This is a genomic window from Pseudocitrobacter sp. RIT415, assembly GCF_003057695.2.
GTDB classification, from domain to species: Bacteria; Pseudomonadota; Gammaproteobacteria; order Enterobacterales; family Enterobacteriaceae; genus Pseudocitrobacter; species Pseudocitrobacter faecalis.
The window spans coordinates 57,215-77,509 of the sequence record NZ_QBJC02000015.1 but is presented as its reverse complement, the minus strand read 5'-3'; the positions used below and the strand labels follow the sequence as shown (position 1 = coordinate 77,509).

General features: G+C 54.5%; 23 protein-coding genes. 15 read left to right on the top strand and 8 right to left on the bottom strand.

The annotated features are described in order from the left end of the window. Nucleotides 1–94: 94 nt before the first annotated feature. Nucleotides 95–1,780 carry an aspartate:alanine antiporter gene (locus DBY68_RS15425; protein ID WP_108474643.1) on the bottom strand — a complete coding sequence of 562 codons (1,686 nt, stop codon included), beginning with the start codon at nt 1,778–1,780 and terminating at the stop codon, nt 95–97. Nucleotides 1,781–2,054: 274 nt separating this feature from the next. Here DBY68_RS15425 and DBY68_RS15420 point away from each other — a divergent pair, with 274 nt between their 5' ends. Next, entirely contained in the window at nt 2,055–2,462 is a 408-nt protein-coding gene (locus DBY68_RS15420) for an inner membrane protein YbjM (protein ID WP_108474642.1), read from the top strand. Here DBY68_RS15420 and DBY68_RS15415 read toward each other — a convergent pair. Beyond that, entirely contained in the window at nt 2,459–2,722 is a 264-nt protein-coding gene (locus DBY68_RS15415) for a GrxA family glutaredoxin (RefSeq protein ID WP_015965155.1), read from the bottom strand. The genes DBY68_RS15420 and DBY68_RS15415 overlap by 4 nt on opposite strands. A gap of 182 nt (nt 2,723–2,904) precedes the next feature. On the opposite strand from DBY68_RS15415, the gene DBY68_RS15410 reads away from it, so the two are divergent. The 12 genes from DBY68_RS15410 to DBY68_RS15355 all read left to right on the top strand — a co-directional run bounded on the left by DBY68_RS15410 (nt 2,905) and on the right by DBY68_RS15355 (nt 14,106). Next, nucleotides 2,905–3,195: a DUF1418 family protein gene (locus DBY68_RS15410; protein WP_108474641.1), complete on the top strand. Its 291-nt coding sequence runs from the start codon at nt 2,905–2,907 to the stop codon at nt 3,193–3,195. Next, nucleotides 3,179–3,901: an oxygen-insensitive NADPH nitroreductase gene (gene nfsA, locus DBY68_RS15405; protein ID WP_108474640.1), complete on the top strand. Its 723-nt coding sequence runs from the start codon at nt 3,179–3,181 to the stop codon at nt 3,899–3,901. Before DBY68_RS15410 ends, nfsA begins: the two co-directional genes overlap by 17 nt. Before the next feature lie 163 nt (nt 3,902–4,064). After that, nucleotides 4,065–4,967: a 30S ribosomal protein S6--L-glutamate ligase gene (rimK, locus tag DBY68_RS15400; protein ID WP_108474639.1), complete on the top strand. Its 903-nt coding sequence runs from the start codon at nt 4,065–4,067 to the stop codon at nt 4,965–4,967. Nucleotides 4,968–5,085: 118 nt separating this feature from the next. Next, the gene (locus DBY68_RS15395; RefSeq protein WP_108474638.1) at nt 5,086–5,568 is read left to right on the top strand and encodes a YbjN domain-containing protein; all 483 of its coding nucleotides are present in this window, start codon (nt 5,086–5,088) and stop codon (nt 5,566–5,568) included. A gap of 406 nt (nt 5,569–5,974) precedes the next feature. Further along, nucleotides 5,975–7,087 (top strand): spermidine/putrescine ABC transporter substrate-binding protein PotF, encoded by a 1,113-nt coding sequence (gene potF, locus DBY68_RS15390; protein WP_108474637.1) that lies wholly within the window; start codon nt 5,975–5,977, stop codon nt 7,085–7,087. 102 nt (nt 7,088–7,189) lie between these two features. Continuing rightward, nucleotides 7,190–8,323, top strand: a complete 1,134-nt coding sequence (potG, locus tag DBY68_RS15385; RefSeq protein WP_108474636.1) for a putrescine ABC transporter ATP-binding subunit PotG — start codon at nt 7,190–7,192, stop codon at nt 8,321–8,323. 9 nt (nt 8,324–8,332) lie between these two features. Then, the gene (gene potH, locus DBY68_RS15380) at nt 8,333–9,286 is read left to right on the top strand and encodes a putrescine ABC transporter permease PotH (RefSeq protein WP_108474635.1); all 954 of its coding nucleotides are present in this window, start codon (nt 8,333–8,335) and stop codon (nt 9,284–9,286) included. Next, nucleotides 9,283–10,128 carry a putrescine ABC transporter permease PotI gene (gene potI / locus DBY68_RS15375; RefSeq protein ID WP_108474634.1) on the top strand — a complete coding sequence of 282 codons (846 nt, stop codon included), beginning with the start codon at nt 9,283–9,285 and terminating at the stop codon, nt 10,126–10,128. The genes potH and potI overlap by 4 nt, the downstream gene beginning before the upstream one ends. A gap of 21 nt (nt 10,129–10,149) precedes the next feature. After that, entirely contained in the window at nt 10,150–10,674 is a 525-nt protein-coding gene (locus tag DBY68_RS15370; RefSeq protein WP_108474633.1) for a YbjO family protein, read from the top strand. 42 nt (nt 10,675–10,716) lie between these two features. Next, entirely contained in the window at nt 10,717–11,850 is a 1,134-nt protein-coding gene (gene rlmC / locus DBY68_RS15365) for a 23S rRNA (uracil(747)-C(5))-methyltransferase RlmC (RefSeq protein ID WP_108474632.1), read from the top strand. Between the two features lie 73 nt (nt 11,851–11,923). Beyond that, entirely contained in the window at nt 11,924–12,631 is a 708-nt protein-coding gene (locus DBY68_RS15360; RefSeq protein WP_108474631.1) for a response regulator transcription factor, read from the top strand. Continuing rightward, nucleotides 12,628–14,106, top strand: coding sequence for an ATP-binding protein (locus DBY68_RS15355; protein ID WP_108474630.1), 1,479 nt, complete (start codon nt 12,628–12,630; stop codon nt 14,104–14,106). Before DBY68_RS15360 ends, DBY68_RS15355 begins: the two co-directional genes overlap by 4 nt. A gap of 37 nt (nt 14,107–14,143) precedes the next feature. On the opposite strand, the gene artJ is transcribed toward DBY68_RS15355, so the two are convergent. The 6 genes from artJ to DBY68_RS15325 form a co-directional block, all read right to left on the bottom strand. After that, nucleotides 14,144–14,875 carry an arginine ABC transporter substrate-binding protein ArtJ gene (gene artJ / locus DBY68_RS15350; protein WP_108474629.1) on the bottom strand — a complete coding sequence of 244 codons (732 nt, stop codon included), beginning with the start codon at nt 14,873–14,875 and terminating at the stop codon, nt 14,144–14,146. Between the two features lie 181 nt (nt 14,876–15,056). Beyond that, a complete protein-coding gene (artM, locus tag DBY68_RS15345) occupies nt 15,057–15,725 on the bottom strand; it encodes an arginine ABC transporter permease ArtM (RefSeq protein ID WP_108474628.1) in 669 nt (222 codons plus the stop codon). Beyond that, entirely contained in the window at nt 15,725–16,441 is a 717-nt protein-coding gene (artQ, locus tag DBY68_RS15340; RefSeq protein ID WP_108474627.1) for an arginine ABC transporter permease ArtQ, read from the bottom strand. Before artQ ends, artM begins: the two co-directional genes overlap by 1 nt. Nucleotides 16,442–16,447: 6 nt before the next feature. Further along, nucleotides 16,448–17,179 carry an arginine ABC transporter substrate-binding protein ArtI gene (gene artI / locus DBY68_RS15335; RefSeq protein ID WP_041686492.1) on the bottom strand — a complete coding sequence of 244 codons (732 nt, stop codon included), beginning with the start codon at nt 17,177–17,179 and terminating at the stop codon, nt 16,448–16,450. A 20-nt stretch (nt 17,180–17,199) separates the two neighbouring features. After that, nucleotides 17,200–17,928 (bottom strand): arginine ABC transporter ATP-binding protein ArtP, encoded by a 729-nt coding sequence (artP, locus tag DBY68_RS15330; protein WP_108474626.1) that lies wholly within the window; start codon nt 17,926–17,928, stop codon nt 17,200–17,202. 362 nt (nt 17,929–18,290) lie between these two features. After that, the gene (locus DBY68_RS15325) at nt 18,291–18,806 is read right to left on the bottom strand and encodes a lipoprotein (protein WP_108474625.1); all 516 of its coding nucleotides are present in this window, start codon (nt 18,804–18,806) and stop codon (nt 18,291–18,293) included. Between the two features lie 306 nt (nt 18,807–19,112). Between DBY68_RS15325 and DBY68_RS15320 the strand changes: the two genes are divergently transcribed. Further along, nucleotides 19,113–19,436, top strand: a complete 324-nt coding sequence (locus DBY68_RS15320; RefSeq protein WP_108474624.1) for a heavy metal-binding domain-containing protein — start codon at nt 19,113–19,115, stop codon at nt 19,434–19,436. Then, a complete protein-coding gene (locus tag DBY68_RS15315; RefSeq protein WP_108474623.1) occupies nt 19,433–20,263 on the top strand; it encodes an N-acetylmuramoyl-L-alanine amidase in 831 nt (276 codons plus the stop codon). Before DBY68_RS15320 ends, DBY68_RS15315 begins: the two co-directional genes overlap by 4 nt. Nucleotides 20,264–20,295 lie beyond the last annotated feature (32 nt).

Here is a 20,295-nt window from a genome sequence, read left to right as displayed (position 1 = left end):
ATCAAAGAAAAGCAGTGGCATAAGTTATGACTGACGCTTATGCGAAAAGTTCTCTGTATCCCTAAAAATTTTTCTAAACCGTTAAGACTAAGAATTATCCTAGCCCAGGCCAAATAATGATAATCAGTGTACCAGCCAATGTTAACAATACGTTAGCAATCGCGTAGGTGCCTGCGTAGCCCAGCGCTGGAATGTTGCTTCGTGCAGTGTCGCTAATGATTTCCATAGCCGGTGCACAGGTACGTGCGCCCATAATAGCGCCGAAGAGCAGCGCGCGGTTCATGCGCAGAATGTACGCGCCAAAGAGGAAGCTAATCACCACCGGCACCAGGCTGACAATCAGCCCCGCGACCAGCATCTGGCCGCCGACCGCGCCGAGGCTGTTGCCGATGCCGCTGCCCGCGCTTAAACCGACGCCTGCCATAAAGACCATCAGGCCGAACTCTTTCACCATATTCAGCGCGCCCTGCGGGATGTAACCGAAGGTCGGGTGGTTGGCACGCAGGAAGCCGAGCATGATGCCCGCGAACAGCAGACCTGCCGCGTTACCCACGCCAAAGCTAAAGTTGCTGAACTGGAAGGTGATCATACCGATCATCAGGCCGACAATAAAGAAGGCGCAGAAGGCCAGCAGATCGGTAACCTGGCTGTGAATAGAGACGAAGCCGATACGATCGGCGACGGTCTTCACGCGTCGTGCGTCACCGCTGACCTGAAGCACATCACCTTTGTTGAGCACCACGTTGTCATCGATAGGCATTTCGATCTGGCTGCGAATGACGCGGTTAAGGAAACAGCCGTGGTCGGTGAGTTTCAGCTGTGCCAGGCGGCGGCCCACCGCATTGTGGTTTTTGACCACGATTTCTTCGGTGACGATACGCATGTCGAGCAGATCACGATCGAACACTTCTTTACCGTTGCGGAAGCTTGGGTCGAGACGGGCGTGCGCGTCCGGATATCCCACCAGCGCAATCTCATCGCCCATCTGCAGCACCGCGTCGCCGTCCGGGTTCGCCAGAATGCCGTTACGGCGAATACGTTCAATGTAGCAACCGGTCTGGCGATAGATGCCCAGCTCGCGCAGGTTTTTACCGTCGGCCCACGCCACCAGTTCCGGGCCGACGCGATAGGCGCGGATAACCGGCAGATAGACTTTACGATTGGTGTCCGTATCCAGACCACGTTCGCGGGCGATTTGCTGGGCGCTGGTTTGCAGATCCTGATGTTGCAGTTTTGGCAGATAGCGCGCGCCGACAATCAGGCTGACCAGACCAATCAAATAGGTGAGGGCATAGCCGAGGCTTAAGTGATCCTGAGCGATAGCTAACAATCCCGGTTCCATTCCCGAATGGCGGAGGGTATCACCCGCGCCAACCAGTACCGGGGTGGAGGTCATCGAGCCTGCGAGCATACCGGCCGTCAGACCGATGTCCCAGCCGAACAGCTTACCGAGGCCCAGGGCAATCAGCAGGGCGCTGCCCACCATCACCAGCGCCAGCATCAGGTAATTTTTGCCGTCGCGAAAGAAAATTGAAAAAAAGTTAGGCCCGGCTTCCACGCCCACGCAGAAAATAAACAGCATAAAGCCGAGATTGAGCGCCTCCGTGTTAATACTGAAATGCTGCTGGCCTAATAACAGGGAGACGACTAAAACGCCAATAGAATTACCGAGTTGAACGGAACCCAGACGTAATTTTCCCAGGCAAAGGCCAAGTGCCAGCACCACGAATAATAACAGGATGTAATTCCCATTTAACAAATCTGCGACGTTTATATTCACGGAGACTAACTTCTTGTTTACCAGTAACTTGTTGAAAGAGTTGGTTATTTAGTCTAATGTTTTGGTTCAGACAGCCGCGTAGTTGCCTCTGTTCTGTACCTACAAAATAACCAAAAAATTGAAGCCGTTAGTTTAATCGTTCCTTATCGCTTCGGCTAGCAACAATCGCTTTTTGTACTTAAGTGTTTTGGCACGGATGGCCAGATGCTTTATCTGACTGGGCGCCCAATGGGTGAAATGTTGAGTTTGATAGAGAATTTTTCAGGAGGATCCTTTGAGATCTGAACGCGGCTGGACCGGCGTGATCTGCTGTTTCCTGCTTTTTATCGTGGTTTTCTTTTCATTGCTGCTGCATATGAAGGGCGCATTTCGCGCGTCTGGCGCACCTGAACTGGGATTATTGTTCTTTTTGATTCCCGGTGCGGTCGCCAGCTTCATCTCGCCAGGACGTCGCGTGTTACGGCCACTGGTCGGCGCGATTATGGCGGCACCCTTATGTATGGTGCTGATGCGGCTGTTTTTCTATTCTGAGCGTTCGTTCTGGCAGGAGCTGGCGTGGCTGTTTAGTGCGGTATTCTGGTGTGCGCTGGGGGCGTTGTGCTTCTTGTTTGTTACCACGTTATTACGGCTCAAAAACCGTGATGCCGACGCCCACCCGCTGGATGGGCATCAAAAGGATTAAGCGTACAGGCCGAGGGTCTCTTTTGCCCAGGCTTCAAAATCCGTGCAGCCGCCGATGTGTTGCTGATCGACAAAAATCTGCGGCACCGTCTCAACCGGCTTACCCACTGTTTTTTCCAGATCGGCTTTGCTGATGCCTTCCGCGTGGATATCAACGTAGCGATAGTTGAAGTCGTCGCGTTCTTGCGTCAGTTTCTCAGCCAGTTCTTTTGCACGCACACAGTACGGGCACCCCGGGCGACCAAAAATTACGGTGAACATCGTTTCTCTCCTCAACCTTAAAATAAGGCGCTCATCATGACCTTATTACGTCTGGCGTGAAAGAAGGTTCTGCCTGTTGCTTCGATTCATTCTGGCTATGTGTGGCGAATTGCCCTGCAACAATCGCTTCGTGTGAGATAGACTTGTGGTCTGATAAAGCAGCACGGTTAAGCGGAGGACGCATGCGTTCGCTCGGGTCGTTACCCAAAAGCGTTTTGATTCTTGAAGCAATAGGTATGGTGTTGTTGGGGGCCGCCTGGCTCTCACTCAACGGCTATGTCACGTTGCCTGAGCCGGTCGCCAGCCAGGGGGCGGCGGCGGTGATGATTTTCGCCGGGATAATCCTGATGCTCCCCGCCGCCTTTGCCCTGTTTTGGGGCATGGCGCAGACCGTTGCACCACAATTGATGGGGCGTAGTGCCAAAACGCCCCCTAAGCAAGATAAGGAAAAACATGATGACGCCGACCATTGATCTGCTTCTCAGCCATCGTTCTATTCGCCAGTTTACCGATAAGCCCATCAGTGACGAGCAACGTGCAGCGATTATCGCCAGCGCGCAGGCGGCATCCAGTTCGAGTTTTCTACAGTGCAGTTCGATTATCCGCATCACCGATAAAGCGATGCGCGCGCAACTGGTTGAAATGACTGGCGGCCAGCAGCATGTGGCGCAGGCGGCGGAGTTCTGGGTTTTCTGCGCCGATTTTAATCGCCATCTGCAAATTTGCCCGGAGGCGCAGCTTGGCCTTGCGGAGCAACTGCTGCTGGGCGTGGTCGATACGGCGTTGATGGGGCAGAATGCCTTTACCGCCGCAGAATCCCTCGGGCTCGGAGGCGTTTACATTGGCGGGATTCGCAACAGTATTGAGGCGGTGACCGAACTGCTGAAGCTGCCTAAACACGTGCTGCCGCTGTTTGGTCTGTGCCTGGGCTGGCCGGACAGTAACCCGGATCTTAAGCCGCGCCTGCCGTCGTCTATCGTGGTGCATGAAAACCATTATCAGCCGCTGGATGCCGATGAACTGGCGAAATATGATGAACAGCTTGCGCAATATTACCTCTCTCGCGGAAGCAATAATCGTCGTGATACCTGGAGCGATCACATTCGCCGCACCATCATTAAAGAGAATCGTCCGTTTATTCTCGATTATCTGCACAAGCAGGGCTGGGCGACCCGCTAATAATCTTCATCTTTCGAATGGTCTCTGCGTTGGCTGCACGCCTTGAGACGATTCGAATAATTTTGATTATTAGATAGAAAAAAAGGCCGCCGGACGCCATTTTTATTCCGGCGGTGCGTGTATGATACGCAGGCTTTTTTCAGGTTTTTTAGCGAGGTAAAGGGTGAAAATTGCCATTTTGTCCCGGGATGGAACGCTCTACTCCTGTAAGCGTCTGCGTGAAGCGGCGATGCGCCGTGGTCATATCGTCGAAATTCTTGACCCGCTCTCCTGCTATATGAACATCAGCCCTTCGGCGTCGTCCATCCACTATAAAGGTCGCAAGCTCCCGCATTATGACGCGGTGATCCCGCGTATCGGCTCGGCGATCACCTTTTATGGCACGGCGGCGCTGCGTCAGTTTGAGCTGCTGGGTAGCTATCCACTTAATGAATCCGTCGCCATTACCCGCGCGCGCGACAAGCTGCGATCGCTGCAACTGCTGGCGCGGCAGGGCATCGACCTGCCGGTAACCGGTATCGCCCATTCGCCCGATGACACCAGCGATTTAATCGATATGGTGGGCGGCGCGCCGCTGGTGGTAAAGCTGGTGGAAGGCACACAAGGTATTGGTGTTGTGCTTGCCGAGACGCGTCAGGCGGCGGAAAGCGTGATTGACGCCTTTCGCGGCTTAAACGCGCATATCCTCGTGCAGGAATATATTGAAGAGGCGAAGGGATGTGACATTCGCTGCCTGGTGGTCGGCGATCGCGTGGTAGCGGCGATTGAGCGGCGAGCGAAAGAGGGTGATTTCCGCTCTAACTTACATCGCGGCGGCGTGGCGACGGTGGCGGAAATTACGCTGCGCGAGCGCGAAATCGCCGTACAGGCCGCGCAAACGTTGGGGCTGGATGTCGCTGGCGTGGATATTCTGCGCGCCACGCGTGGCCCGCTGGTGATGGAAGTGAATGCCTCGCCGGGGCTGGAAGGGATTGAAAAAACCACCGGTATTGATATCGCAGGCAAAATGATCGAGTGGATTGAACGTCAGGCACACCCTGGTTTTTGTCTGAAAATCGGCGGCTGAGACTGTTTTTTCGGCTTTCGTGGTATACGCGTGCAATTTTGCGTAAGCTATAGCGATCGACTGCCGGGCTCATTGCCCGGTTTTGTTCTGTTTTAACCCTCATGAGGTCATAGGTCATATGGATTCACTCGTCGTCCCGAGTCTGGATACGTTACGTCAGTGGCTCGACGAATCAGGCATCAGCTTCTATGAGTGCGATACCTGTCAGGCGTTGCACCTGCCGCATATGCAGAATTTTGATGGCGTGTTTGACGCCAAAATCGACCTTATTGATAACACCATTCTCTTCTCTGCGTTGGCGGAAATTCGGCCGACCGCACTGCTAGCGATAGCGGCGGATCTCTCTGCCATTAATGCCAGTTCACTGACCGTCAAGGCGTTCATCGACATACAGGATGATAATCTGCCAAAACTGGTGGTTTGCCAGTCTTTATCTGCCTCTGTTGGCGTGGCTTACGAGCAGTTTGTGGCTTTTATGCGTCAAAGCGAAGAGCAGGTGTCGATGGTGATTCTGGAGGCTTTCGCACAGCAGCTGCTGTTTAAAGCGGAAGAAGAGGAAGAACAGCCAACTGAAGAGATTCAATACCACTTTCTTCACTGATCCTCCCCCGGAATAGCGCAGCCACTGCCAGAGCGGCTGCCTATCACGTTCGTTTATTTTGCATTTAACCTATTTTTAAAGATTCATTCACTACCTGAAAGACCCTTTTGGCCTATCAGATAGAGTGATCTTGCATAAAAAATTGATAAAAGGCGTTTTTAACGCTGAGCTATAGCCTCTATCTCTGGCTACAGTTATTCTTGCGATGCCCGGATGATCCCCCCTCAGCAGCCAGACCTTTCGCAGATTTGGCGAGGTTTTTGCATCCGTTAAGCGAGCGAAGACTGCGGCGAGAGGAACTTTTTCTTCTTCAATGCGGTACGACAAAAATATGCATGACTATTGCATACCTCCGACTGCGTATATTTGGTCCAAATGTTAACGGACGTTGAGAAGGAAAAGAGATATGGCCGCTTTCAGTAAAAAATGGTTAACAGGTCTGGTGACAGGTGTGCTGATGGCCACCTCGGCAAGCGCGCTCGCTGCGGAGCAAAAGACGCTGCATATCTATAACTGGTCTGATTATATCGCGCCGGATACGGTGGCGAATTTTGAAAAAGAGACCGGCATAAAAGTGGTGTATGACGTTTTCGATTCCAACGAAGTGCTGGAAGGTAAACTGATGGCGGGCAGCACCGGGTTTGACCTTGTCGTGCCCTCGGCGAGCTTCCTGGAGCGCCAGTTAACAGCGGGCGTGTTCCAGCCGCTGGATAAAAGCAAACTGCCAAACTGGAAAAATCTCGACCCGGAAGTGCTAAAGCTGGTGGCGAAACACGATCCCGATAATAAATACGCCATGCCTTATATGTGGGCAACGACCGGGATTGGCTACAACGTTGATAAAGTGAAAGCGGTGCTCGGCGATGATGCGCCTGTGAAAAGCTGGGATCTTATCTTCAAACCTGAAAATCTGGAGAAGCTGAAAAGCTGCGGCGTTTCCTTCCTTGATGCCCCGGAAGAAGTCTTCGCCACTGTGTTGAATTATCTGGGTAAAGACCCGAACAGCAGTAAAGCGGATGATTACACCGGCCCGGCAACGGAGCTGCTACTGAAGCTGCGCCCGAACGTGCGCTACTTCCACTCCTCACAATATATCAACGACCTGGCGAACGGTGACATCTGCGTGGCTATCGGTTGGGCGGGTGATGTATGGCAGGCGGCGAATCGCGCGAAAGAGGCGAAAAACGGCGTGAATGTTTCCTTCAGCATTCCAAAGGAGGGGGCTATGGCGTTCTTTGATGTCTTTGCCATGCCTGCTGATGCGAAAAACAAAGATGAAGCTTATCAGTTCCTCAACTACCTGATGAAACCCGAGGTGGTGGCGCATATCAGCGACCATATCTTCTATGCCAACGGCAATAAAGCCTCAACCCCATTAGTGAGTGAGGCGATTCGCAATAACCCGGGTATTTATCCGCCGCCGGATGTCTTTGCCAAACTCTTCACCCTGAAAGTGCAGGAGCCAAAGATTGATCGCGTGCGTACCCGTGCGTGGACCAAAGTAAAAAGCGGTAAATAACTGACGCACTCCGCCCGGCGCGCTACCGGGCGGATTAGCCGCGCAGTTTTTCGTATGGCAACCGGGCCATAACGAGTGTTTTTTTTGCCGGAGAGCACCCTATTGAACGACGCGACCCCCCGCCCGCAGGCGAAAATCCGTAAAGCGCTCACCCCGCTGCTGGAGATCCGTAACCTGACCAAATCTTACGACGGCCAGCATGCCGTGGATGACGTCAGCCTTACCATTTATAAAGGCGAAATTTTTGCGCTGCTTGGCGCATCCGGCTGCGGAAAATCAACGCTGCTGCGGATGCTGGCGGGCTTTGAGCAGCCCAGTACCGGGCAAATTATGCTCGATGGTGTCGACCTGGCGCACGTTCCGCCCTATCAGCGTCCGATCAACATGATGTTTCAGTCCTACGCACTGTTTCCCCATATGACCGTGGAGCAGAACATCGCTTTTGGCCTGAAGCAGGACAAGTTGCCAAAAGCGGAAATTAGCGCCCGAGTTGCTGAAATGCTGGCGCTGGTGCATATGCAGGAATTTGCCAAACGGAAACCGCATCAGCTTTCCGGCGGCCAGCGTCAGCGCGTAGCGCTTGCCAGAAGCCTGGCGAAGCGGCCAAAACTGCTGCTGCTGGATGAGCCGATGGGCGCGCTGGATAAGAAACTGCGCGACCGGATGCAGCTGGAAGTGGTCGATATTCTGGAGCGTGTCGGCGCGACCTGCGTGATGGTGACGCACGACCAGGAAGAGGCGATGACCATGGCCGGGCGCATTGCCATTATGAATCGCGGTAAGTTTGTGCAGATTGGTGAGCCGGAAGAGATTTACGAGCACCCGACCACCCGCTACAGCGCGGAGTTTATTGGCTCAGTCAATGTCTTTGAAGGGCTGCTGAAGTCGCGCGAAGAGGATGGGCTGGTGATTGAGGCTCCGGGGCTGGTGCATCCCCTGAAAGTCGATGCCGATGCGTCGGTGGTGGATAACGTTCCGGTATACGTTGCGCTGCGTCCGGAAAAAATCATGCTTTGCGACGCGCCGCCTGAGAATGGCTATAACTTTGCCGTGGGCGAAGTGGTACATATTGCGTATCTCGGCGACTTGTCGATTTATCACGTGCGCTTAAAAAGCGGGCAGATGCTCAGCGCCCAGCTACAGAATGCACATCGCTACCGGAAAGGATTACCCACCTGGGGCGATGAAGTGCGTCTGTGCTGGGATGCTGATAGCTGCGTCGTTCTGACGGTGTAAGGAGGGCGAATGCGTGCTTTAGAATCGCCAACCCACGCCGCGAAACCGGCGGGCTTTGCCCAGTGGCTCACGCGTGTGAAGGTCGCGCACGGGCGTAAATTGGTTATCGCGCTGCCGTTTATCTGGCTAATTTTGCTGTTTTTGCTGCCCTTTTTGACGGTATTTAAAATCAGCCTGGCCGAAATGGCGCGCGCGATCCCGCCGTATACGGATCTCATGTCGTGGGACGACGGGCAGCTTACACTGTCGCTGAATTTCGGCAATTTCCTGCAATTGACCGACGATCCCCTGTACATTGAGGCCTATTTTCAGTCGTTGCAGGTGGCGGCTATTTCGACGATCTTCTGTCTGCTGTTAGGTTACCCGCTGGCGTGGGCGATTGCGCACAGTAAACCGTCGACGCGCAATATTCTGTTATTGCTGGTGATCCTGCCGTCGTGGACGTCGTTTTTGATTCGCGTTTATGCCTGGATGGGCATCCTGAAAGGCAACGGTGTGCTGAGTAATTTTCTGCAATGGGCGGGCATTATCGACCAGCCGCTGGAGATCCTGCACACCAACCTCGCTGTATATATTGGCATCGTCTATGCCTATCTGCCATTTATGGTGCTGCCTATCTACACCGCGTTGACGCGCATTGATTACTCGCTGGTGGAAGCCTCGCTGGATTTAGGCGCAAGGCCGCTGAAAACCTTTTTCAGCGTGATTGTACCGTTAACTCAAGGCGGGATTATTGCGGGATCAATGCTGGTATTTATTCCGGCGGTGGGGGAGTTTGTGATACCTGAACTGCTCGGCGGCCCGGACAGCATCATGATTGGCCGCGTGCTGTGGCAGGAGTTCTTTAACAACCGCGACTGGCCGGTCGCGTCGGCGGTGGCAATTGTCATGCTCCTGCTGCTGATTGTGCCGATCATGTGGTTCCACAAACATCAGCAAAAACAGATGGGAGAACACGGATGAACAACTTACCGGTCGTCCGCTCACCGTGGAGAATACTGATTCTGGTGCTCGGTTTTACATTTCTGTATGCGCCGATGCTGATGCTGGTGATTTACTCCTTCAACAGCTCAAAGCTGGTGACGGTGTGGGCGGGGTGGTCAACGCGCTGGTACGGAGAATTGTTTCGCGATGAGGCAATGATGAGCGCGGTGGGGCTCAGCCTGACCATTGCCGCCTGCGCGGCAACCATGGCGGCAATTCTGGGCACCATTGCGGCGGTGGTGATGGTGCGTTTTGGCCGTTTTCGCGGCTCCAACGGCTTTGCCTTTATGATAACCGCGCCGCTGGTAATGCCTGATGTGATCACCGGGTTATCGTTATTGCTGCTGTTCGTTTCACTCGGTCACGCCATCGGCTGGCCGTCCGACCGCGGCATGCTCACCATTTGGCTGGCGCACGTCACTTTCTGTACCGCGTATGTGGCGGTGGTGATTTCATCGCGCCTGCGCGAACTGGACCGCTCGATTGAAGAAGCGGCGATGGATCTCGGGGCGACGCCGCTGAAAGTGTTCTTTATCATTACCTTGCCGATGATTATGCCGGCAGTGATCTCAGGCTGGCTGCTGGCGTTTACGCTCTCGCTCGACGATCTGGTGATTGCCAGCTTCGTCTCCGGGCCCGGCGCGACCACGCTGCCAATGCTGGTCTTCTCCAACGTGCGTATGGGCGTGAACCCGGAAATTAACGCCCTGGCGACGCTCATTCTCGCGGTAGTCGGAATTGTCGGATTTATCGCCTGGTACCTGATGGCGCGCGCAGAAAAACAGCGTACGCGTGATATCCAGCGTGCAAGACAAGGATAATCCTCTTAAAATTAAGGAAGGTTGTATTCGGTTCCCTGCCGGTGGGGAACCGATTTCACGGAAGACGACATCTTGGGATTCTTTGCTAAAACCAGCCGTTCACATGCCAGCTTAAACGTTCCTGCTCTGGTGCAGGTGGCGGCGCTCGCCATTATTTTGATTCGTTGTCTCGATCTGCTAATGATCTTCAATCTGCTGGGTCTGCGCGGGCTCCTCGATTTTATTCATCGTAGCGTGCAAACCTGGAGTCTGACGTTGGTGTTTCTGGCGAGTCTGATGCTGGTGTTCGTTGAAATCTGGTGTGCGTTTTCCGTAGTAAAAGGGCGCAACTGGGCGCGCTGGCTCTATCTGTTGACGCAAATTATCGCCGCTGGCTATTTGTGGGCGGCGTCGTTGGGCTATGGCTACCCGGAATTGTTCAGCATCGCCGGAGAGTCAAAACGGGAAATATTCCGTTCGCTGGTGATGCAGAAAATGCCGGATATGCTGGTTCTGTTCCTGCTTTTTGTCCCGGCACACAGTCGACGGTTTTTCCGCTTCCAGTAACGGTGATACAATCGCCGCCCCTGAATTTCTGAAGGTCTTTGTATGCAGTGCGCACTTTATGACGCGGGTCGCTGTCGCTCATGTCAGTGGATTGAACAGCCGGTAAACGATCAACTCGCCGCTAAAATGAACGATCTCCACACGCTGCTGGCCGGGCAGACGGTAGAGGCGTGGTGCGCACCCGTCAGCGGGCCAGAACAGGGTTTTCGTAATAAAGCCAAAATGGTGGTCAGCGGCAGCGTGGAAAAACCGCTGCTGGGCATGCTGCATCGTGACGGCACGCCGGTTGACCTGACCGATTGCCCGCTGTATCCCGACTCTTTCGCGCCGGTTTTCGCCGCGATCAAGCCGTTCATCGCGCGCGCCGGGCTGACGCCCTATAACGTCGCGCGTAAACGTGGCGAGCTGAAGTATCTGCTGCTCACCGAAAGTCAGCGCGATGGCGGCATGATGCTGCGCTTTGTGCTGCGCTCTGAAAGCAAGCTGGAACAGCTTCGCGCCGCGCTGCCCGCGTTACAGGCGCAGTTGCCGCAGTTGAAAGTCATCACCGCCAATATTCAGCCGGTACACATGGCGATTATGGAAGGCGAGCAGGAGATTTTCTTGACCGAACAGCAGGCGCTGGCGGAAACGTTTAATGGCGTGCCGCTGTGGATCCGTCCGCAAAGTTTCTTCCAGACTAATCCAACCGTTGCCAGCGCTTTGTACGCGACGGCGCGCGACTGGGTGCGCGCACTGCCGGTCACGCACATGTGGGATCTCTTCTGTGGTGTTGGCGGTTTTGGCCTGCACTGCGCGACGCCGGAGATGACCCTCACCGGTATCGAAATTGCGCCGGAAGCCATCGCCTGTGCAAAGCAGTCTGCGGCGGAACTGGGGCTGACTAAGCTTCAGTTTCAGGCGCTTGATTCCACGCAGTTTGCCACCGCGCAGGGTGACGTGCCCGAGCTGGTACTGGTCAATCCGCCGCGTCGGGGCATCGGTAAAGCACTGTGCGATTACTTAAGCCAGATGGCGCCGCCGTATATTATCTACTCCAGCTGTAACGCCCAGACGATGGCGAAAGATATAGCCAATCTGCCGGGCTACCGCATCGCGCGGGTTCAGCTATTCGACATGTTCCCCCATACCGCCCACTATGAAGTGCTTACGCTGCTGGTAAAAAGCGGAAGTTAAACAAAATGTGAACTTTTGCCGGGCGGAAATCAGGTAAGCTTTATCTCAGAAGAGTTGGAAAAGGCACTGATTGATGACGGCAAAACAGATCCTGCTGGTGGAAGACGATCGCGATATCGCCACGCTGCTGCAACTTAACCTTGAAGATGAAGGCTATACCATCGTCCATGAAGAGGACGGCGGCAGGGCGTTACAGCGCCTGGAGCAGACGCAATGGGATATGGTGATCCTCGATTTAATGCTGCCTAACGTCGATGGGCTGACAATTTGCCAGCGTATCCGCGAGCGCGGGCGCTATCTGCCGGTGATTATTATCAGCGCGCGCAGCAGCGAAACGGAGCGCATTCTGGGCCTTGAAACCGGGGCCGATGATTATCTGGCAAAACCTTTCTCGGTGCAGGAGCTGGTGGCGCGTATTAAAGCGCTGTTCCGTCGCCAGCAGGCAATGGGGCAGGATGTGCAGCAAACCAGCGGCACCATTGCCGCCCATGGGCTGGTGATCGACCCGCTGGCGCGCAGCGTGCGTTTGCGCGGTAATCTGGTCGATCTCACCCCGCGTGAATTCGATTTATTGTGGTTCTTCGCCCGCCATCCGGGGGAGACGTTCTCGCGCCTGGATCTGCTCGAGCAGGTGTGGGGCTATCAGCATGAAGGCTACGAACACACGGTGAATACACACATTAATCGCCTGCGCGTCAAAATCGAACATAACGCCGCTGAGCCGGAAATCATTCTGACCGTCTGGGGTAAAGGGTATCGTTTTGTTGGAGGCCCGGCATGAAAGCGAAACTGAGCCTGAGCCAGCGCTTAACGCTACTGTTTATTCTGCTGCTGGTATTGTGCGCGACCATCGCCGGGGCAGTGCAACTCTACAGCAGCATGCAGTTTGGTAATGCGATGGTGCAGCGGCTGTCGGCGAATCTGGCGCAACAAATTGTGCGCAGCGAGCCGCTGATGGATGCGCAGGGTAGGGTGGATCGCAATACGCTAAAACCGCTTTTTGATCGCCTGATGACTTTTAACCCCAGCGTAGAGCTCTATGTTATCTCGCCCGACGGCGAGATTCTGGCCGATGCCGCGCCGCCAGGGCATATCAAGCGCCAGCGCGTCGCGCTCGCCCCCGTAGAACAGTTCCTGAATCAAGCTGCAATGCCGGTGTATGGCGACGACCCGCGCAGTGCTGATAAGCATAAAGTCTTCAGCGCCGCACCGCTCCGTCAGGACGGGGAACTGCGCGGGTATCTGTACATCATTTTGCAGGGTGAAGAACTCAACGCGCTGGCGGAAAACGCCTGGCATAAAACCCTGTGGAGCACGCTGCTGTGGGCGATGTTGTTAGTCGCTGCCGTTGGAGTACTGGTGGCGGTGCTGGTGCGTCAGTGGGTGACGCGCCCGGTGAATGCCTTAACGCGCGAGGCCAGCCGCATCGATCAGGACAGCATTAGCGCGATTAAACATCTTGCCGCCCAGCCGACGGTCGATGAGCCGGGCGATGAAGTGGCGTTGCTGCGCAATACGTTCATCGAGCTGGCGCGCAAAATAGCCTCTCAGTGGGATGAACTGGCCGACAGCGATCGCCAGCGCCGCGAGTTTATCGCCAATATTTCCCATGACCTGCGCACGCCGCTTACGTCGCTCCTCGGTTATCTCGAAACCCTGTCAATGAAAGCCGCTACGCTGACGTCGGAAGAATCCCGGCATTATCTGGAAATCGCCCTGCGTCAGGGGCACAAAGTGCGTCACCTCTCGCAGGAATTGTTTGAGCTGGCCCGGCTGGAACATGGGGCAATTAAACCCCAGCGGGAGCGTTTCGCCCTGAGCGAACTGGTTTCCGATGTGGTGCAGAAATTCGATCTCTCCCTTGAGACGCGCAAAATCACCTTACAGACGGAGATCCCTGCGCATTTGCCGCTGATCAACGCCGATCTCTCGATGGTGGAGCGTGTGGTGACCAATTTGCTCGATAATGCGATTCGTCATACGCCGCCGGGGGGAACAATCCGCCTGAAGATCTGGCAGCAGGAGGAACGGTTGCAGATGGAAGTAGCCGACAGCGGGCCGGGTATCGACGCAGCGGTGCGGGAACAGCTTTTCGTGCGACCTTCGGCGCTCAGTCAGCAGGCGACGCGCGAGAAGCGTGGTGGGTTAGGTTTGCTGATCGTCAAAAAAATGCTGGAGCTGCACGGTGGGGGAATCGGGCTGGAGGAATCGACGGGCGGGGCGTGTTTTCGTTTTTGGCTTCCGTGTGGGCGGTGATTACCGGATGGCGTAGCAGCCATCCGGCGAAGAGCACTTACTCAGGGAACCACTGATTGCTGATTTTCTGATAGGTACCATCAGCTTTAATCGCTTTCAGCGCGCCGTTCAGTTTTTCCAGCAGGGCTTTGTTATCCGGACGAACCGCGATGCCAAGGCCCGTGCCAAAGTATTGCGGATCGGTCACTTTCTCAGTTGCCGCACCCAGTTGCGGGTTGGTTTTCAGCCACTCGTTCACTACCGCGGTATCACCAAATACGCCATCGATACGGCCATTTTTCAGGTCGATAATCGCGTTCTGGTAGCTGTCATAGGCCACGGTTTTCACTTCAGGATGCTTATCCATCAGGTATTTCTGGTGGGTGGTGCCGTTTTCCATCCCGATGCGTTTGCCTTTCAGGTCAGCGAAGGTTTTATAGGTATCTTTCTTCGCGATCACCAGCGCAGAGTTAGCGTAGTATGGTTCGGTGAACGCCACCTGCTTGCTACGTTCCGGGGTGATATCCATTCCGGAAATCACGGCGTCATATTTTTTGAATTTTAGCGCCGGGATCAGGCTGTCAAACGCGTGGTTAGTGAAGGTGCACTCTGCCTGCATCTGTTTGCACAACGCTTTCGCAAGATCGATATCAAAGCCGACAATCTGATTGCTGGCATCCATCGACTCAAACGGTGGGTAGGTTGCGGAAACGCCAAAGTTGATTTTATCTGCGGCGCTGGCGCCAGCGGCGAAGGTGGCAAGTAATGCGGCCAGAACTAACTTTTTCATCGGTAAGGCTCCCGTCTGTCAAAATTAAAAGATGCTGCCCTGCGTGTGGCATGAATATATCCTGCCTGTTCTTGAATTTATATGCAATAAAAATGATTTTTTATTTTATTGGTTATAAAAAAAAGCGGACAACTTATCAGGTTGTCCGCTCTATGATTGTGCCTTTATGCAATCATCGTCATCAGTTTCTGCGCTCGAATACCAGCGCTTTACGCTCTATCAGACGCATCAGCAGCGTCAACAGACCGTTGACGATAAGATAGACAACGCCCGCCGCGCCAAAGACCATTACATCGTAGGTGCGGCCATAGAGCAACTGACCGTGGCCCATCACTTCCATCAGCGTGATGGTATAGGCCAGAGACGTACTTTTGAAGACCAGCACCACTTCGTTCGAGTAGGAAGAGAGGGCACGTTTCAGCGCGTACGGCAGCAGAATGGCCAGCGTATCTTTCTTACTCATTCCCAGCGCGCTACAGGATTGCCACTGCCCATCAGGAATGGCGCGAATCGCCCCGTAGAACAACTGTGTGGTATACGCGGCGCTGTTCAGCGACAGGGCGATTAACGCGCACAGCCACGGTTCAGAGAGCAAATGCCACAGGGCCGGATAATCCTGCAACGACGGGAACTGGCCCGGGCCGTAGTAAATCAGGAAGATCTGCACCAGCAGCGGCGTGCCGGTAAACAGCGTGATATAACCGCGCACAATCCAGACCAGCAACGGCGTTTTCAGCGTCAGAATGATAGTAAAAATCAGTGACAGGATCAGCGCAACGGCAATTGACGCTACGGTCAGCGTCAGGCTGGTGTGCAGCCCTTTCATCAGTTCCGGTAAATACTCGAGCATTAGCCTGGTCTCCGTTCGAAGCGAGTGGTACGCAGGTCAATGCGTTTGAGGATGTACTGGCTGAGCAGCGTGATCACCAGATAAATCGCCGCCGCAACGATGTACCAGGTAAACGGCTCCTGCGTACGCGTGGCGATACTTTTGGTTTGCAGCATTAAATCGTTCACGCTAATCAGCGACACCAGCGCGGTATCTTTCAGCAGCACCAGCCACTGGTTACCGAGCCCCGGCAGCGCATGACGCCACATCTGCGGCATCACCAGACGGAAGAAAATGGCTGTTTTCGACAGCCCCAGCGCCTGGCCCGATTCCCATTGGCCAATCGGCACCGCTTTCAGCGCACCGCGCAGGGTTTGCGAGGCATAGGCTGCATAAAGCAGCGACAATGCAATCACGCCGCACAGGAACGGGCTAACGTCGAAATTTTCGATCTGCATCTGCACCGGAATTTGCACCACGCCAAGGTTAAGCGTGAAGCCATCCGAGAGCATCAGCAGTAGCTGTGAGGAACCGAAATAGATAAACAGAACCACCAGAATCTCCGGCAGCCCACGCAAAATGGTCACGATAGCGGAGCCCACCCACGCGACAGGACGCCATTTTGCTGACTCCCATACTGCGAAGAACATCGCCAGCGCCAGCCCAATGACCAGTGCACAAACGGCAAGGCCGACGGTCATCCCGGCGGCGCTTGCTAACGGAAAAAATTCGTTCATCAGATCTTACTTCTGGAACCATTTGCTGTAGATGGTTTGATAAGTGCCATCTTTTTTCACTTTTTCCAGGGCTGCGTTGAATTTCTGCTGCAGCTCGGTGTTGCCCTGACGAACGGCAATGCCAAGTCCGGTGCCGAAGTAGTCTTTATCCGTCACTTTATCGCCGATAGCCGCCAGTTTGTCGTTGGCTTTCAGCCACTCGTTTACGACGGCAGAGTCACCGAAGACCGCATCAATACGACCGTTTTGCAGATCAAGCTTCGCATTCTGATAGCTGTCGTACGGCACGGTGGTGATTTCCGGGTGTTTATCCATGATGAATTTCTGGTGAGTTGTGCCATTCTGCACGCCCACTTTCTTGCCTTTCAGCGCATCAATGCTGGCGACTTTACCCTGCTGGCCGATAAACAGCGCCGAGTTGTCGTAATACGGGGTGGTAAAGAGAACCTGTTTTTCACGTTCTGGCGTGATGTCCATCCCAGCCATGACCGCGTCAACGCGGCGGAATTTCAGGCTTGGGATCAGGCTGTCGAAGGACTGGTTGGAGAAAGTGCAGGTAGCATCGATCTCTTTACACAGCGCATTCGCCAGGTCGACGTCAAAACCAACAATCTTGTTGTTTGCATCCATCGATTCGAACGGAGGGTAGGATGCTTCGGTCGCGAAACGGATAGTCTGAGCAGCGCCAGCAGAGAGGCTTACGCTTGCGAGCAGTGCGGCAATCAGTACTTTTTTCATGGTCATTGTCCCGGGTCTCTTCAGTGAGAAAGGTAATTCTTAAACGCTTCAGTCTGTGGCTGGGCAAAGCAGCTGTTATCGCCCTGTTCGACGATATGGCCGTTTTCCATGTACACCACGCGGCTGGCGGTTTTACGCGCCACTTCCACTTCGTGGGTGACGATCACCTGTGTAATGTTGGTTTCCGCCAGTTCGCGAATGATGCTGACGATCTGGGCGGTGATTTCCGGGTCGAGAGCCGCGGTCGGTTCATCAAACAGCAGAACCTGCGGTTCCATCATCAGCGCACGGGCAATCGCCACACGCTGTTGCTGACCACCCGAAAGGTGCAGCGGATAACGATCGCTGTACGGCTTCAGGCGTAAACGTTCGAGAAGTTTCTCGGCGCGCGCCATCGCGCTTTCTTTGCTCAGCCCCAGCACGCGGCAGGGCGCTTCAATCAGGTTTTGCACGACAGTGAGATGCGGCCAGAGGTTGTACTGCTGGAACACCATGCCGACGTTTTGGCGCAGTTCGCGAATGGCTTTATCCGACGGCGCTTTGGCGAAATCAAAATGATTACCGGCGATGTTCAGCGTGCCGGAGCGCGGCATCTCAAGGAGATTCAGCACGCGCAGCAGCGAGCTCTTACCCGCGCCGCTTGGGCCCAGCAGCACCAGCGTTTCACCCTGCGGGCACTCAAGCGTGATGTCGAACAGCGCCTGGTGTGCGCCGTAGAAGCAGTTAATGCCGTTTAATTTAATGCTCATCGATACTCGTCAAGATGCGTTAGCTGTAGGTACTTACCCTGAACGTTCGTTCAGCGGCTCACTCAGTTGCTGCGGTATCCAAAGGCTTAGGCAGAATAACCTTCTGCTCAACCCGGCTTTGCCCGCTCATTATGTAACGAAAATGTTGCTATATTCTCGAAGGTTTTCAGCAATTGAGGCCGCAAATAGTACCTTTGACAGAATAGTTATGCAATATTTGTGCGTTAAAACTTAAATATAAACCAGCGTTACACTTAAAGTTAGCACAAAATGTTGGGTGGGCGAGGCGGGAGGCAGAAATGTCGGCATTCCTCACGGAATGCCAGACAATTTACCCAAGTGATGATTGATGTCCGGGAAGGTTAGCGTTTTTCAAGCGACTGGCGCAGCGTTCCGGCTGGTGCGTGCACGCTGCCGCCAAGGTAACGCACATCATCAACCGCCCAGCACTGGCCTTCGCGGATCATCAGCACTTCATCCTGCCAGCTTTGCGTACCCTGTTTGAGGCTGACGCGCAGAGGAATATTGCGCGCATCGGTATTCGGAATGGTGGAAGCGCTGGCGACGGTAGCACTGTCTGCCGGCGTGGTGCGGCTTGAGAACGGATCGGACTGCAACAGGGCGCTGTGGCTGGCATCGCTGCGGCTGTCGTTGAGCAATTTCGCCAGATCGTCGCTCAGGTACGGGCGAAGCGCCGTAAGGTCATTATTGCGATGCTGAATGCGATAATCGTAAAACTTTTGTGCCACGGCGTCCGGCCCGCCTTCCACGCAGGGCCCGCTTCGTGTACCGATATCTTTAAAGGCTGGCGTCACGGTAGTACAGGCGCTCAGCAGCATGACGCCAGGGAGGAGGAGTGCAAGAGTGGAGTAGCGCATAATTTTTCCTTTTAAGCAGCTCAACACATCCTCCTTCAAACGTGTCGTTTGTCCGATGCAGTCTGAAGGATTTGTGTATACGATTATGATGTTTACACTAAATCCTTCAAGTTACATCAAGGCGGCAAGGGAGTGAATCCCCGGGAGCTTACATGAGTAAGTGACCGGGGTGAACGGCCGCAGCCAACGCAGAGGTAGCGTGAAGGATGACGTGTATAATCCCTTTCCAAGCATAGCGTATCAGCCCGATAATGGCAGTGCGTGATTGACGCTAAGGCATTGAACGTTAAAAGAAGGAGTACAACGATGCAATTCTCAACCACCCCGACGCTGGAAGGCCAGACCATTGTGGAATATTGCGGCGTGGTCACTGGTGAAGCGATTCTCGGCGCCAATATTTTCCGCGATTTCTTCGCCGGCATTCGCGACATCGTGGGCGGTCGTTCCGGTGCCTATGAAAAAGAGCTGCGTAAAGCGCGTGAAATCGCCTTTCAGGAGCTCGGTGAGCAAGCAAAAGCGCTGGGCGCTGACGCTGTGGTAGGTATCGACATTGATTATGAAACCGTCGGCAAAGATAGCAGTATGTTAATGGTGAGCGTCAGCGGCACGGCGGTGAAAACGCGCCGATGAAACGCTTCCTGACGCTGGCTTTACTCGCGGGGCTGCTGGTGGGCTGTGCGGGCGAAAAGGGCGTAATAGATAAAACCGGGTATCAGCTTGATACCCGCCATCCGGCGCAGGCTGCGTATCCGCGTGTAAAAGTGCTGGTTATTCACTACACGGCGGACGACTTTGACGTCTCGCTGGCGACGCTCACGGATAAACACGTCAGTTCGCATTATCTCATTCCTGATGTACCACCAATTCACAACGGCAAACCGCGCATCTGGCAGTTAGTGCCGGAAGATAAACTGGCGTGGCATGCCGGTATCAGCTTCTGGCGCGGAGCGACGCGGATAAACGACACTTCTGTCGGCATTGAGCTTGAGAATCGTGGCTGGCAGAAAACGGGGAACGTAAAACATTTTGCGCCGTTCTCGCCGTCACAGATAGAGGCGTTGATCCCGCTGGCGAAAGATATCATTGCCCGTTACGACATCCAGCCGCAGAACGTGGTGGCGCATGCGGATATCGCCCCGCAGCGCAAAGACGATCCCGGGCCGCTCTTCCCATGGCAGCAGCTTGCTGCGCAGGGCATTGGCGCCTGGCCAGATGCGCAACGGGTCGCGTTTTACCTGAACGGACGTCCGCCATATCAGCCTGTGGATACTGCCGGGTTACTCGATCTGTTGTCGCGTTACGGTTACGAAGTGAAACCGGATATGACGCCCGCGCAGCAGAAAAGGGTGATTATGGCGTTCCAGATGCACTTCCGCCCGGCGTTGTGGAACGGCATTGCGGATGCGCAAACTCAGGCAATAGCGGAAGCGTTGCTGGAGAAATATGGGCAGGGGTGATGGTTTGCGCCGGGGGCGCTGCGCTTGCCCGG